The 14517-nt window shown below is 60.3% G+C and carries 9 protein-coding genes; all 9 read right to left on the minus strand.

Translation table 11 applies throughout. The annotated features are described in order from the left end of the window. Positions 1 to 154: 154 nt before the first annotated feature. Entirely contained in the window at positions 155 to 3715 is a 3561-nt protein-coding gene (locus tag ABH909_RS24190; protein ID WP_429437901.1) for a glycosyltransferase, read from the minus strand. Positions 3716 to 3810: 95 nt separating this feature from the next. Beyond that, positions 3811 to 5376: a flagellar hook-associated protein 3 gene (locus ABH909_RS24195; RefSeq protein ID WP_429437903.1), complete on the minus strand. Its 1566-nt coding sequence runs from the start codon at positions 5374 to 5376 to the stop codon at positions 3811 to 3813. Between the two features lie 13 nt (positions 5377 to 5389). Continuing rightward, positions 5390 to 7450: a flagellar hook-associated protein FlgK gene (gene flgK / locus ABH909_RS24200; protein WP_429437905.1), complete on the minus strand. Its 2061-nt coding sequence runs from the start codon at positions 7448 to 7450 to the stop codon at positions 5390 to 5392. Positions 7451 to 7473: 23 nt separating this feature from the next. Beyond that, positions 7474 to 8772, minus strand: coding sequence for a flagellar assembly peptidoglycan hydrolase FlgJ (flgJ, locus tag ABH909_RS24205; RefSeq protein ID WP_429437908.1), 1299 nt, complete (start codon positions 8770 to 8772; stop codon positions 7474 to 7476). 11 nt (positions 8773 to 8783) lie between these two features. Then, entirely contained in the window at positions 8784 to 9893 is a 1110-nt protein-coding gene (locus tag ABH909_RS24210; protein ID WP_008072568.1) for a flagellar basal body P-ring protein FlgI, read from the minus strand. Positions 9894 to 9911: 18 nt separating this feature from the next. Beyond that, positions 9912 to 10607 carry a flagellar basal body L-ring protein FlgH gene (gene flgH, locus ABH909_RS24215; RefSeq protein WP_030130509.1) on the minus strand — a complete coding sequence of 232 codons (696 nt, stop codon included), beginning with the start codon at positions 10605 to 10607 and terminating at the stop codon, positions 9912 to 9914. A 52-nt stretch (positions 10608 to 10659) separates the two neighbouring features. Then, positions 10660 to 11445, minus strand: coding sequence for a flagellar basal-body rod protein FlgG (gene flgG / locus ABH909_RS24220; protein ID WP_008011001.1), 786 nt, complete (start codon positions 11443 to 11445; stop codon positions 10660 to 10662). 45 nt (positions 11446 to 11490) lie between these two features. Next, on the minus strand, positions 11491 to 12231 hold the full coding sequence (locus tag ABH909_RS24225; RefSeq protein WP_008074885.1) for a flagellar basal body rod protein FlgF: 741 nt from the start codon (positions 12229 to 12231) through the stop codon (positions 11491 to 11493). Between the two features lie 352 nt (positions 12232 to 12583). Continuing rightward, a complete protein-coding gene (locus ABH909_RS24230) occupies positions 12584 to 14143 on the minus strand; it encodes a sigma-54-dependent transcriptional regulator (protein ID WP_123720667.1) in 1560 nt (519 codons plus the stop codon). Positions 14144 to 14517: the final 374 nt, after the last annotated feature.

Consider the following 14517-nt stretch of genomic DNA (forward strand, 5'->3'; position numbering starts at 1 on the left):
TTGGCAGTGAAGGTTTTATGGCGATATAGGGGTGACTTGCAGGAAGTGAGCCAATTGCGCAGGGCAAAAAAGGTCGTCCGAACGCGGCCCGAGCCTTCGGCCAACATCCCTGTCGAAGCCTGCGATCTTTTGATATTTAGAAGGTAATAACAGATCAGTCCGGCAACCAACCCCACAACCAGTGGTTCAAGTTATCGCCCCGCAGCATGAAGTCCCGATGAACCGCTTCGCGCAGTTCATCACCCATGCGGTAACTGGCTTGCGGGTCGGCCAGATGCATGCGGATCGCCTGCAGCCATTCGTCCGTGCTGTTACTGAAGACTCTGGTGCATGGCAAGTGGCCGCGATAGGCCTCGGTGTCGGTACAGATCACCGGGTATCCGCAGGCGCCGTACTCCAGCAATCGCAGGTTACTTTTGCAATCGTTGAAGATGTGGAACTCCAGCGGAGCCAGTGCCAGATCGAGGTTCAGTCCCGCCAGTTTGAACGGGTAACTTTGCAAGCCGATAGCGGAATGAAACTCGTGAACATACGGGCGCAAGGCGTCGGGGCACATGCCGAAGAACACCCACTCGACTTCGTCCGCCAGCTCGCGCACGACCTCGGCAATGATCTCCAGGTCCCCGGTGTGACTGGTCCCGCCCCCCCAACCAACGCGCGGCTTGCTGGAGGTGCGGCGACGACTGGCCAGCGTGGCCCAAGGGTCCGGCGACAGCATGTTCGGCACCACGCGAATGTCGTTGTGCATGCTCGACAAGATATTGGCCAACGGTTGGGTCGTGACTACCAAGCGATCGCACAGGCCGATGCCTTCGCGCAGCATCTGTTCGATGTTGACCGGCTTGTTGCGGGCGTGAGCGTTTTTCTTCGGTGCGCTAATGATGTAGTCGTCGAGTTCGAAAACCCGCAGGGCGCTGGAATACTTTTTCATCCGCAGAATATCGCCGGCTGAGCCTTCGCTGTAACGCCCTTGCAGGACGATGGTGTCCGGGGACAGACGCTCGATTTCCACGATCGACGGCGACTCATGGGCCACCCGTGCAATCACTCGTCCAGTGGCTTCGAGTTCCGTCAGCGGCGCGATCACCCGGTAGTGACCGACGGCAGTGCTATTGACCGGAAGACCGAGAATCAACGGCAATGCACGGGTGCAGAACGGGTTCCAGTTGTTGCGTAGCGAAGGCTCCAGGCTGAAGCTGGAAACCCCAAGACTCAGTGCCGGGTTGTAGGCCGGATCCTTGGCGATCTTCGGCAGCCATTTGTGATAAAAGGCGTCCTGTTCACGCTCGCACAGTTGCAGCGTCGACTCCTCGCCTTCCGGGGCCAGTACCACGCTGGAGTACGGCGTCCAGACCACCAGGTAGCCGTTATTGTTCGCCCGCAGGCACAAATCGACATCACTGAGGCTGTGGGTAAACGTCACCTCATCGAGCTGCCCCAGACTATCGAAAACTTCCTTGCGAACCATCAGGCAGCGGTCACTGACCGCGCTCCAGTTCTGGGTCACGTGCAACCGCTGCATGTAGCCGCGAGAGTCGGCAGTCTCACCGGAAAATGGCGAACCGACCGACCCCGCCAACCCGAGGATCAATCCGGCGCTGACGATCGCCCCCTGCGGACTGAGAATCCGGGCACCGACCACCCCCACTTCGGGACGCTGTGCGTGGTTGAGCAATTCGTCCAGCCAATCGCTGTCGCAGATCAATATCTGAGGATTGAGCAGCAGCAAGTATTCGCCATGAGCCAGGCTCGCGGCGAAGTTGCGGATCGCCGCGTCGTTGGCGTCACCGGCGTAACGGATCACCCGCAGCATCGCGGCACCCAGCTGCGTCATGGCAACCAACCAGTCGAGCATCGCCGGGTCGTCAGTGCCGCTGTCGACGATCAGGATTTCGTACCGGGTGTAAGCCGTGCGCTCGATCAAACCTTCGATGCAACGCTGCAAGGCGTAAAGCGAATCACCGGTCTGGATGATGATCGATACCAGCGGACGGGTCTCGTGTCGGTAATCGATGCGATTGATCAGTGGCAATTCTTCGTGACGGATAGCGTGCGCCACGCCGATACGGTCCAGGTGCGCACCGATCATGCCAGCGTTGTTTTCGATGACTTCGGGTAATGACAGCCAGTCGGAAAAGGCCAGGCTCGACTCCACCTGAATCTCCGCGATGTGCTCGATGGTCTGCGGACCGACCTCTTCCACCAGCCGCCACATCAGGTCATGGGGGGCCAGCTCGCCGTGAGCCGGGTCAAACCCGCCCAGCGCCATGAAGTGCTGACGTTCGAAGGCCAGGGTTCGACCGACGTAGGGATAGGCGCGCATCAGATCCAGGTTGAAATCGGGTTTGAACACCGGGTCGATCGACTCGCCGTCGACCAGCGCACCCTCGTCGCTGTAGACACAGAGGAGCCCCGCAGAACCGGCAATGCGCTCTGCCAGAATCAGCAGAGCGGATTCACGCAAGGTGTCACCAGCGCGCAGCAGGTAAAACCAGTGGGCGCCTTCCAGTTGCGGAACTACGGTATTGAGCTGTTGCGCCCAGTTCGACTGGAACGGCAACTGAACGATTCGATCATCGGCATCACAGTGCGCATCGGACAGCAGCACCACCGCCTGAGGCGTATACAGCTGAGCACTGATGCTTTGCAATGTGGACTTCAACGCGGCGCTGTCGGCACGACTGTCAATGATGATCGGCACGATCTGCGGGCGGAATGCCCAGCTGTCGATGCACGCTGACATGAGCCGCTGCTCGACTGCCGAGAACCTGCGTATCGCCAGCCATTGGCGATAGAAGTCGGCGTAACTCTCGCTCTCCCCACCTACTCGACCATTGACCACCGTGCTGCGGTTGCCGAGGATGCGCGTCACATACAATTCTTCCCAGGCGTGGGGTTGATCAGTGACCTTGCTCAGGTCGATATAGCGAACCCAGCCCGATGCCGGCGCCGATTCGCCACTGCGTACCGCGAGCATCTGCGCCAGCCAGCTCCACTCGAGCGCCGCTGCCTTGAGCATCTCAGGGGTTCGACTCAGTCGCTCGGGATACAGCCGCTCGGTGCTCAACACAGTGCTTAGTGACACCAGATTAGCGCGGCGCATCAGGCACACGAACAAGGCGAAATCGAGCATGGCGATGAACCCGGCGCCTTCCTGGATCAAGGCTGGCAACAGCTCCAGCACATCAGCGCGACGCATCAAGGCAGAGCTGAAATTGCCGAGGAAGTTCTTTGGCGTGCCCTCGAAAATCGCCAGCATATCGTCGCCCTTGAGCAACGCATCGCTTGGACAAAAGCGGCAATTGTCCACCCGCGACGGCAGCAGAAAATTGCCGGCGTCGCTGAGCATCCGCAGGGCAAACACCACATTCACGTCCGCGTGGTCGATCAACACCTGCGCCTGCAAGGCAATGCTCGGTGAAAACAGACGGTCGTCGTCACACAGCACTTTGATGAACTCGCCCCGGGCTTGCTCGACGCAACGCAATACGTTCTTCTGCAAACCCAGACGCTGCGGATTGCGCAAGTAACGAATCGGGTGAGCCGGCTCGACGAAGGTCTCGACAATGTCGCGGATTTCGTCGCTGTACGAATCGTCGCAGATGACGATCTCGACGTGCTCGTAGGTCTGGGCGAGCGCACTTTCCAATGCCTGACTGAAGAAGCGCGGGTTGAAGGCTGGGATGACGATGCTGACGAGGGGGGGTTGATTCACGGCGGGAAACTCTCGAGCGGCGGGCCTCTACCCTTTCAGGCAGAGGCCCCGGAACCGCTTAAAAAAAGACGGTTGGCTGCTCGGCAGACGCAGGCTCAGACCTTGTTGAACAGGCCCAACTGAGCAATCTTGCTGAAGGCCAGTTGCGAGGCTTGCAACATGGTTTGTTGCAAGGTCAGACGGGTCATCACTTCAGCCGGATCGGAATCGCGGATCGATGATTGGGTCTGGGTGTTGGCCAGTTTAAGGCTCTGGTTGGTATCGCTCTGGGTATCCAGGGCAGCACCGCGGCCACCGACCGAACTCAAGGCGCTGGATAGCTGATCAATACCGCTGGCCAGGTTGGCAATGCCTGAAGCCAGTGACGCTTGCAGTTTCTGAGTAGCGATCGGGTCACCGTTGGTTGGCGTATTCAATGCGGTTTTCAACTGGCTCACGGTGTCCAGGATGTTCTGGGTTTCGTGAGTGTTGACTGCGATGCTGAACTGATCGTTGGCCGCCGGCGTACCGGTCAGGGTGAAGCTCACACCCGATGCCGTGGCGACGCTGCCGGCCATGGTTCCGCTAGACACCGGTTTACTGCTGGCCGTCAAAGGCGCCGCATACAGGTCGAAGGCGGTGGCGCTGGTGAACTTGAGGATCGCCGAACCGGTAGGGAAACTGGCGTGGTAATCCGCCGGGTTGGTGATGCTGCTGGTGGTGATCTGCGCCGTCGAAGGATTGCCCGGGCTGCCGGCTGCGCTGAAGGTGTCCGGCTTGGCCGCCAGGCTAAACGTGTGGCCAGGCAGCACGGTCGCCGCCGTGTCGCCGGCGCTCAGGTTGATGTTCAAAGTCAGCTCGACGCCGCGGAAAGTGACGGCTTGGCCCACCTTGCTGGCCGGATCGAACGCGCCGCCCTGACTGGCTTCGGCAGTCACGTCGTTGCCGGCCGAGTCGGTGATTTGCAGCTGGGTGGCGCTGACGAAGTCCACGGTATATGGCTCGCCACTGCGGAATTTGTTGTTGTAGGTGACGTTCGACGACACCTGGCCGTTGGACAGGGTCACGCGGCCGTCATCCACGACCGGCGCAGTCCTGGTGACTTCGCTGCGGCTGGTGTTGATCGCTTGCTGGAACGCATCCCAACCGGTGCTATTGGTGGCCATCGACATGGTGTCACCGATCACCAGGTCAAGAGTCACCTGATCGCCGTTATAGCTGTAAGTCCCGTCATTGTTGCGCGTGAACGGCATGGTATCGCCCTTGGAGCCGGCGAAGATGTATTTGCCATTCTCGTCCTTACTGTTCATCAGGCTCAGCAACTGCTCTTCGATCTGCCCCAGTTCCGAGGCGTTGGCCTGGCGGTCGGCATCGGTATAACCGGCGTTGCCCGCACCAACGGCCAGTTCCCTGGCGCGCTGCAATACATTGCCGATGCTGGTCATCACCGCTTCGGTGGCACCGAGGGTCGCCTTGATGGTCGTGGCGTTGGCTTCGTACTGATCAAGCATCGAAGCCTGCTGACCCAGTTGCAGCAAACGCGAAGCGCCGACCGGATCATCCGCCGCGGTATTCACACGAACCAGGCTGCTGGCCTCTTCGCTGCTCTTGACCACGTTGGCGAAGTTCTTCTGATAGTTGGCGGCAGAGGACTCGTAAAACTGGGCGGTAGAAATGCGCATGGGCTACGACTCCTTAAAGACTGTTGATCAGTGTGCTGAAGATTTCCTGCGCAGCCTTGATGATCTGCGAAGACGCGGTGTAGTACTGCTGGTACTTGACCAGGTTGCCGGTTTCCTCATCGAGGTCGACCCCGGACAACGAGTCGCGAGCGCCCTTGGCGTTGGCCAGGATCGCTTCGGTGGCAGCGCTGTCGAGTTTGCCTTGAGCGGCTTTGGCGCCTACGCCCTCAACCAGTTTGCCGTAGGCATCGTTCAGGGAAATGCCTTTGCTCGCCGAACCGGTGTCCACGGTCTGCCTGGTCTGCAAGCCAGCCAGTGTGGTGCCGTTGCGGTTGTCCAGCGTACCCGGTTGGCTGAGCGAAACGTTGATCGCAGAGCCTTGACCTGGCGAACCGGCCAGGGTCATGTCAAACGACACAGTGCGCTGCACGATTGGCGGCCCCGGATCATTGATCGCCGCACCGCTGGCGTCGACCAATGGAATGGTCAGGCTCAGCGTATTGTTCTGGCCCGGCACGATGGTGCCTGTGCTGAGCGAATTGCCTTGGGCATCGAGCATTTCATAAGTCTGGGTCGTACCCCCCGCCGCGCCGAACACAATCTTGACCGGAGTCGACGTCTTCAGGCCGTTCTGGATCGTGGTGGTGGTCGCCGTGTCGTAGATATCGAACTTCGTGGTCAGGGTCGGTTGGCCGCTGGCCGAAATCGTCAATGTGCCGCTGCCGCCCGCAGCAATGGCCGCGCCCAACGGGGCCGCGATGGCCAGACGCTTGGCGTCGGTCATCTCGGTCTTGATGGTGGTCGCCGCGTTGCGGGTCGGGGTGATCTTGAAGGTGTCGCCCGCGGCTGCGGTGCCACCGGTGAGCTTCATCGAGAAACCATCGATCACTGGCGGCGGCGTGGTCAGCGTGCTGAATGCGCCCATGGCGGTGCCTTCAGGCAGGCGCTGCACGGTGTAGTTCGTGGCGCTGGTGAAGATGACTTTGTAATCGTTGATGGTCAGCTTGCCGCTGTCCTCGATGCTCACCTCGAAGTTGCCTGAGCCGACGCTGTTGCCGACCGTGGCGACGCTGCGCTGAGCCATTTGCGCGGCACTGTTGATGCTGTTGAACAGGTTCGAACCGAAGTCACCGTTCTTGTCGATACCCTGGGCCTGGATGGTATTCATCTGATCGGCGACGACCAGCGCCACACGTCCCAGCTCGTTCATGGCCGGGTCCAGCACGGTGCTGCGATAGCGCAGCAAGCCGCCCATTTCACCACCGGTCATCACCGAGGTGATGTCGATGGTGCTCGAACCACGATTGAGCTGAATGGCCGAGCGCGAAGGGTCGTCTTTGCTCGGCACCACTTCCAGTTTGCTGGCGGTGCTGCCCATGACCAGCGGCTGACCGCTGCCCAGGTAAATGTCGAGGTTACCGTCACGTTCCATCACCTGCGCACCGGTGAAAGTGGACAGTTGGCGTACGGTCTCGTTGCGCGCATCGAGCAAGTCGTTGGGCTGGCCGCCGGCTTTGGAAACTTCGGAAATCTTCTGGTTCAGCTGGGCCACGGTGGCGGCCAGTTTATTGACCTGATCGGCCATGTCCGCCAGGTTGCCGTTGACGTTGGCGTTCTGCTGCGTCAACTGGCTGGAAATCGAGTTGAACCGGTTGCTCAGGGCTTGCGCATCGCTGAGCAGCAGTTGGCGGGAAGCATCGTCGCCCGGCTTGGCGTTGACGTTCTGCACCGAGGCGAAGAACTTGGTCAAGGCGCCATTGAGGCCGGTGCCGCTGTCCGAGAGCAACTTATCGAGCGGGCTGATCTGCCCGGCGTAGGCAGCCGAGTCGCTGTTAAGCGAAGTGGTGGTCTGCAGTTGCGCATCGAGGTAGCTGTTGTACACCCGACGCACATCGGCCAGGGTCGTACCGGTGCCGATGTAGACATTGCCGAACGGATTCGAAGCCTTGGTGCCCTGCACGGTTTGCTGGCGTGAGTACCCGGCGGTGTCGGCGTTGGCAATGTTATTACCGGTCACCATCAACGCGGTTTGGCCCGCGGATAAACCCGACATCCCGATATTGAGCAAACTCATGGTTCAGACCTTATGCCTTGTGCCTATAAAGGCGTAGTGGAAGCGCCCGCCGCAGCGTAGTTTTGGTAACTCGTCATCTGCTTGGCTATCTGCGAAATCTTGCTTGCGTAATCCGGGTCGGTTGCATACCCGGCTTTTTGCAACTCGCGTACAAACTGTTCTGGGTTATCGGCCGACTTCAGCACATCTTGATAGCGATTATTGCTTTGCAGCAGTGTTACAAGGTCATGGAAGCTGTCTTTGTAAGAGCCATAGGAACGGAACTCGGCCGTCTCCTTGACCATCTCGCCATTTCTGAATTCGCTGGTGATCGCCCGCGCCGAATCGCCCTTCCAGTTACTGCTGGCCTTGATGCCGAACAGGTTGTGGCTGCTGCTGCCATCCTGGGCGCGCATGACCGATTTGCCCCAACCGGTTTCCAGGGCAGCCTGAGCCACCAGGTAACGCGGATCGACACCGATACGGTCGGCAGCTTCTTTGGCCATCGGCAGCATGGTGTTGACGAATTCGTCGGCGGAACTGAAGGCTTTCTTCGGCGGTGCCAAGGGTATTTGAGCCATGGCACGCCCATAAATCTGCATACGCCCGCTGGCTGTCGTATCCGTTTGCGCAGCCAGCCAATCGCCGTTGTACAGGGGGCCGGAACCGGTCCTGGTGCTCTGCGGCATCGGGATAGTGTTCTGCGCCGTTGTGGCGGTTGTTGCAGCGGTCGATGCCGACGGCACCAGCCCGGCGAGCAAACGATCGGCCAGTTTCGGTGGCAGCGCCAGACGCCGCTGATTGATCAGCGCCATGTCATTGCGATGAGCGCCCTCGCCCGCGCTTGCCGGCGTTTTCACCGAGCGCGAAGCCCACAATGGGCGCTCACCATTGAGACGCGACAGCGGCCCGTTGGTGGCGACGGTACCGGCGGCAATCGGTGTTTCCACGGCGGCTTTCGCGGCAGCCTGCTTGGCGGCAGACGCTGCCGCGGCCTCACCCGGCGCCATCGGTTTGTTCTTCGACATCTGGCGCATCAGCACGTCGGCCAAGCCAATACCGCCGCCTTCGCGGGACAGGGAAACGGCCAACTGCTGGTCGTACATTTCCTGGTATTGCTTGGCTGCCGGCGTGTTGAGCGGGTTGTCCTGGCCCAGCGCTTCGGTGGCCGAACGCATGGACTTGAGCATTTCACCAAGAAACAGCGATTCGAATTCCTGCGCCACTTTGCGCATGTTCGCATCGCTGTTCTTGTCGCCGACCTTGAGCTGGTTCAGTCGATTCAAGTCCGAGTAGGAACCCGAATCGCTGCTGCTGACCAGACCGCTTTTACGCATATCCATGGTCGCCGTCCTCAGATCACAATCAGGTCGGCTTGCAAGGCGCCGGCCTGCTTCAGCGCTTCGAGGATCGCCATCAAGTCACCCGGTGCCGCGCCGACCTGGTTCACCGCCCGGACGATTTCGTCGAGGGTGGTGCCCGGGCCGAATTTGAACATTGGCTTGGCTTCTTGCTGAGCGTTGACCCGTGAGCGCGGCACCACTGCCGTCTGCCCGTTGGACAGAGGGCCGGGCTGGCTGACGATCGGGTCTTCGGTGATGGTCACGGTCAGGCTGCCGTGGGTCACGGCGGCCGGAGAAACCTTGACGTTCTGGCCGATCACGATGGTGCCGGTGCGCGAGTTGATGATGACTTTCGCCACCGCCTGACCCGGGTCGACTTCGAGGTTTTCGAGGATCGACAAATAGTCGACCCGCTGGCTCGGATCGAGTGGCGCAGTCACGCGGATCGAACCACCGTCGATGGCCTGGGCGACGCCAGGGCCAAGCATATTGTTGATCTTGTCGACGATGCGCTTGGCGGTGGTGAAGTCCGAACGGTTGAGGTTCAGGGTCAGGCTGTTGCCCTGATTGAAACCGCTTGGCACGGCACGCTCGACCGAAGCACCGCCAGGGATGCGACCGGCCGACGGAACGTTGACGGTGATCTTCGAACCGTCACGCCCTTCGGCATCGAAACCGCCAACCACCAGGTTGCCCTGAGCGACGGCGTAGACGTTGCCGTCGATACCTTTGAGCGGCGTCAGCAACAACGTACCGCCACGCAGGCTCTTGGAGTTACCGATGGACGCAACGGTGATATCTATCTGTTGACCCGGCTTGGCGAACGCCGGCAGATCAGCACTGATCGACACCGCCGCGACGTTCTTCAATTGCACGTTGCCCGAACCTGCCGGCACCTTGATGCCGAACTGCGAAAGCATGTTGTTGAAGGTCTGCAGGGTGAACGGGGTCTGGGTCGTCTGGTCGCCGGTGCCGTTAAGCCCGACCACCAGGCCGTAGCCGATCAATTGGTTGGAACGCACACCGGAAATACTGGCGATGTCCTTCAGCCGCTCGGCTTGAGCGTCGAAGGCTGCGGACATCAGGAGCGCAGCCACCATCAGGTGTTTGAAGTTCAACATGCTCACCAGAGAAGCCACCTAGAAAGGGAACAGCGGGCTGAGGAAGAAACGGTCGAACCAGCCTGGCTGACTCGCATCGGCAAACGCACCGGTGCCCGAATAGGTGATGCGTGCATCGGCGACGCGGGTCGACGACACGGTGTTGTCGGTGGCGATGTCATCGGCGCGAACGAGGCCGGCAATCCGCACCAGCTCATCACCGGTGTTGAGGGTCAGCCACTTCTCGCCGCGCACGGCGATGATGCCGTTGGGCAACACGTCGGCGACGGTCACGGTGATCGAACCGGTCAGGCTGTTGCTCTGGCCGGACTTGCTGTCGCCCTTGGTGGCGCGGTCACCTTCATAACCGACATCCAGGCTCAGGCTACCGCTGCCCACTGGATCACTGGTGCTCAGGCCGCCCCCGAAAAACGAGCTCAGGCCGATGTCGGTCTTGCTGTTCTTGTCGATCTGCGAGTTGGCGTTCTTGCTCGCCTGGGTGCGCTCGTTCAGGGTGATGGTGATGATGTCACCGACCCGGAACGCCTTGCGGTCGCTGTACAGGTTCTGTTCGAAACCGGCCTGGTAGATCGAGCCATTATTGGCGGCAGCCGGCAGCGGCGTGCGCGGCAACACCGGGGCGTAGTAAGGGTCATTGGGCTTGGGCGGCGGGGCGACGCAGCCCGCGAGCACAACGGCCCCACTCAGTGCCAGAACAGATACAAAGCGATTCATGACCCTACCTCACGGTGTTGCAGGAGACCTCATGGCCGCCTCATAGACTTGATTACAGATTCTGCGTTACGAACGAGAGCATCTGGTCGGCGGTGGAGATCACCTTGGAGTTCATCTCGTAGGCGCGCTGAGTGGTGATCATGTTGACCATCTCTTCAACGGTGCTGACGTTGGACGTTTCCAGGGTGTTCTGCAGCGTGGTACCGAAACCAGCGAGGCCCGGGGTGCCGACTTGCGGCGCGCCACTGGCAGCGGTTTCCAGGAACAGGTTGTTACCCACCGCTTGCAGACCGGCCGGGTTGATGAAGTCGGCGGTTTGCAGGTTGCCGATCACCTGGGAAGCCGGGTTGCCGGCAACGGTGATGGACACGGTGCCGTCACGGCCGACGGTGAAGGTCTGGGCATCGTTGGGAATCACAATGGCCGGCTCCAGGGCGAAGCCGCTGGCGTTGACGATCTGGCCGTTGGAATCCAGGTGGAACGTACCGTCACGGGTGTAGGACGTGGTGCCGTCCGGCTGCAGGATCTGGAAGAAACCGCGGCCGTCGATGGCCATGTCCAATGGCTGCTCGGTGGTTTGCAGGCTGCCGGCGGTGAAGTTTTTCTGGGTGCCGACGATGCGCACACCGGTACCCACTTGCAGACCCGACGGCAATTCGCTGTCCTGGGTCGACTGGGCGCCTGGCTGGCGTTTGATCTGATACAGCAAGTCCTGGAACTCGGCGCGGTCACGTTTGAAACCCGTGGTCGATACGTTCGCCAGGTTGTTGGAAATGGTGGTGAGGTTGGTGTCCTGGGCGGACAGACCTGTTTTGGCAACCCATAGAGCCGGAAGCATTCGATTCTCCTCGTGCGCCTGTTTTACGGCGCGACGTTCTGATAATTAGCTGATCTGCAAGACCCGAGCCATGGCCTGGTCATCGTCTTTGGCGGTGTTCATCATCTTGATGTGCAGCTCGAACTGCTTGGCCAGCGCCAGCACCGAGGTCATTTCTTCCACGGCATTGACGTTGCTCGACTCAAGGAACCCGGACACCAGTTTGACGTTGGCATCGGCCTGTGCCGGCTTGCCGTCCTTGGTGTGGATCGAACCGTCCAGGCCTTTGGTCATGTTCTTGAAGTCCGGGTTGACCAGTTTGATGCGGTCGACTTCCGCCATCACGCGAGGGCCTTCGCCCATCGCACGGATGCTGATGGTGCCGTCTTCGCCGACTTCGATTTGCTGCTCGGGCGGCACGGCAATCGGCCCGCCATTGCCTACCACCGGCATACCGTTGCCAGCACGCAGCACGCCCAGGGCGTCAACGTTCAAGCTGCCGGTGCGCACGTAGCTTTCACCGCCATCGGGGTTCTGCACGGCGATCCAGCCGTTGCCCTGCACCGCGACATCGAGGTCACGACCGGTTTCTACCAGCGAACCAGGGGAGAAATCGGTGGCCGGACGTTCGCTCATGGCAAACGCACGCGCCGGAAAGCTGTCACCAAACACCGGCATCGAACGAGCCTGTTCCAGGTCCTTCTGAAAACCGTTGGTAGAGATGTTCGCCAGGTTGTTGGCATGAGCCTTCTGCGCCAGTGCATTCTGGCTGGCGCCGGTCATTGCCACATAAAGGTACTTGTCCACACTCTTTCCTCTGCATGCCGGACGTTTGCCGCCCACCGCTGTACTGCTGAGCCATAAGCAATTTGCAGACCAACTTTTTTCTGGCGGCGCAGGGCCCGGCAAACAAAGGACTTGAGGGATTCAGAGGGGATTAGGGGACTGTATCGAAGACGAAAAACCGGCGGTGTTATGCCGCTTCGCGGCAATCCTCTCATGGCCAAGCTCATCCCCCTGTGGCGAGGGAGCTTGCTCCCGTTCGGGCGCGAAGCGGCCGCAAAACCATCCCGCGGGATTTGCCTGCAATAACTCGATTGTCTTTTTTGGGGCTGCTGCGCAGCCCAGCGGGAGCAAGCTCCCTCGCCACAAAAGCTATTTAGCCCGGCTCTTTACCGACTTCATACTCACGCAACTTGTTGGCAATGGTCGTATGCGAAACCCCCAACCGCTTGCCCAGTTGCCGACTGCTCGGATGCTCGGAGTACAAACGCTCTAGCACCGCTTTCTCAAAGCGCCCGACAATCTCGTCCAAGCCGCCTTCAAGGGAAAAATCGCCGAGGGGCTGACGCACACCGTAATCCGGCAGACGAATGTGTTCGGCTTTGACGGTGCCGCCGTCGCACAAGGAAACCGCCTGGAACAGTACGTTTTCCAACTGCCGCACATTGCCCGGCCAGTGATAGTGACTGAGCCGTTCCATCGCCGCTGGCGCCAGTTTCGGCAACGGACAACCGATCTGCCGGCTGGCCTGATCGAGGAAGTGCTCCACCAGCGGCGCCAGCCCATCCAGGCATTCGCGCAGCGGCGGGATGTGCAGCGAGAGTACGTTCAAGCGGTGGTACAAATCCTGGCGAAACTCACCGCGCGCACACAGCTCGGACAAGTCCACTTGCGTTGCGCAGATCACCCGCACATCCAGATAGACCTCTTCATCGCTGCCGACACGACGGAAGCAACCGTCCTGTAGAAAGCGCAGCAATTTCACCTGCAAGCGCGGGCTCATTTCGCCGACGCCGTCGAGGAACAACGTACCGCCCGCCGTCAGCTCCAACAGCCCAAGCTTGCCTTCGGCCCGCGCCCCTTCGAAGGCACCGGGACCGTAGCCGAACAGTTCGGTCTCGGCCATGGACTCCGGCAGACCGGCACAGTTGAGCGCCATCAACGGTGATTGCCCACGCGGGCTCGCCAGGTGACAGGCCCGCGCCAACAATTCTTTGCCGGTGCCGGTTTCGCCTTCTATCAATAGCGGCGCATCCAGTGGCGCCATGCGTCGTGCCTCGCGCACCACCGCCGCCATTACTTTCGAGCTTTGGAAAATGCTGTCGAAGCCGCGCAATTCCTGCTTGCGCACGTTATAGATGCGCTCGCCCACCCGGTCCGCCCGGTGCAACGTCAACACCGCACCGGCCATGGCCTCGCTTTCGTCATGCTCCGATTGCAGCGGCGCGATATCGGCGAGAAACACGTCACCCTTGACCTTGACCCGCAAGCCGTTGATCCGTGACTTGTTGGCGCGCACCAGTTCCGGCAAATCGAAATCCTCGGCGTACCGCGACAGCGGAATCCCCGGCACCTCGTCCACCCGCACCCCAAGCAACTGCGCCGCCGCACGGTTGGCCGCGACGATGGAGCCGCCCATGTCGATCGACAGCACCGGAAACTCCAGGGCGCCGAGCAAGGCATTGAGTTCCATGTGCCGACGCTCGCTGGGCATCAGCCCTACGCGTTTGACGCCGAATACCCCGCCAATCGCCTCGAACTTCGGACGCAACGCCTGAAACTGAATATTGATCAGGTTCGGGCAGTGCAGATAGATCGCATTGCCGTGCTCACCGCCCACTTCGCCGCGAGCGACGTTGATCCCGTACTCGACCAGCAGGTTGAGAATGTCGCGCAGAATACCGATGCGGTTCTGGCAGTGAACTTTGATACGCATATAAAGGCCCACAAAACGGTGAGTGAGGTTGATCACAACCTGTGGGAGCGGGCCGTGGTGAGGGGGCTTGCCCCCGTTTGAGTGCGCAGCACTCACAAGATCTTTGGCGCATCAGAGATTTTGGGGCTGCTTCGCAGCCCAACGGGGGCAAGCCCCCTCACCACAGCCCGCTTCCACAGGGGTACTTGGCAGACCGACGTATTTTTCTGCCGAGGCACTCAAATAGTCGTCAAGATTATGTGACAGCTGTGCGCCTTTTCAAACCCGTAAATCTCAATACCTGCGCCATAGCGCTCAAATCGTAACGAATAATTTACAGAAATTGATGAATTTTCCTACTCACCATGCCACTCACCTGCTGCAACACCGCACGC

It is taken from the genome of Pseudomonas sp. BS3782 TE3695 (assembly GCF_050435305.1).
In the GTDB taxonomy this organism is placed as follows: Bacteria; Pseudomonadota; Gammaproteobacteria; order Pseudomonadales; family Pseudomonadaceae; genus Aquipseudomonas.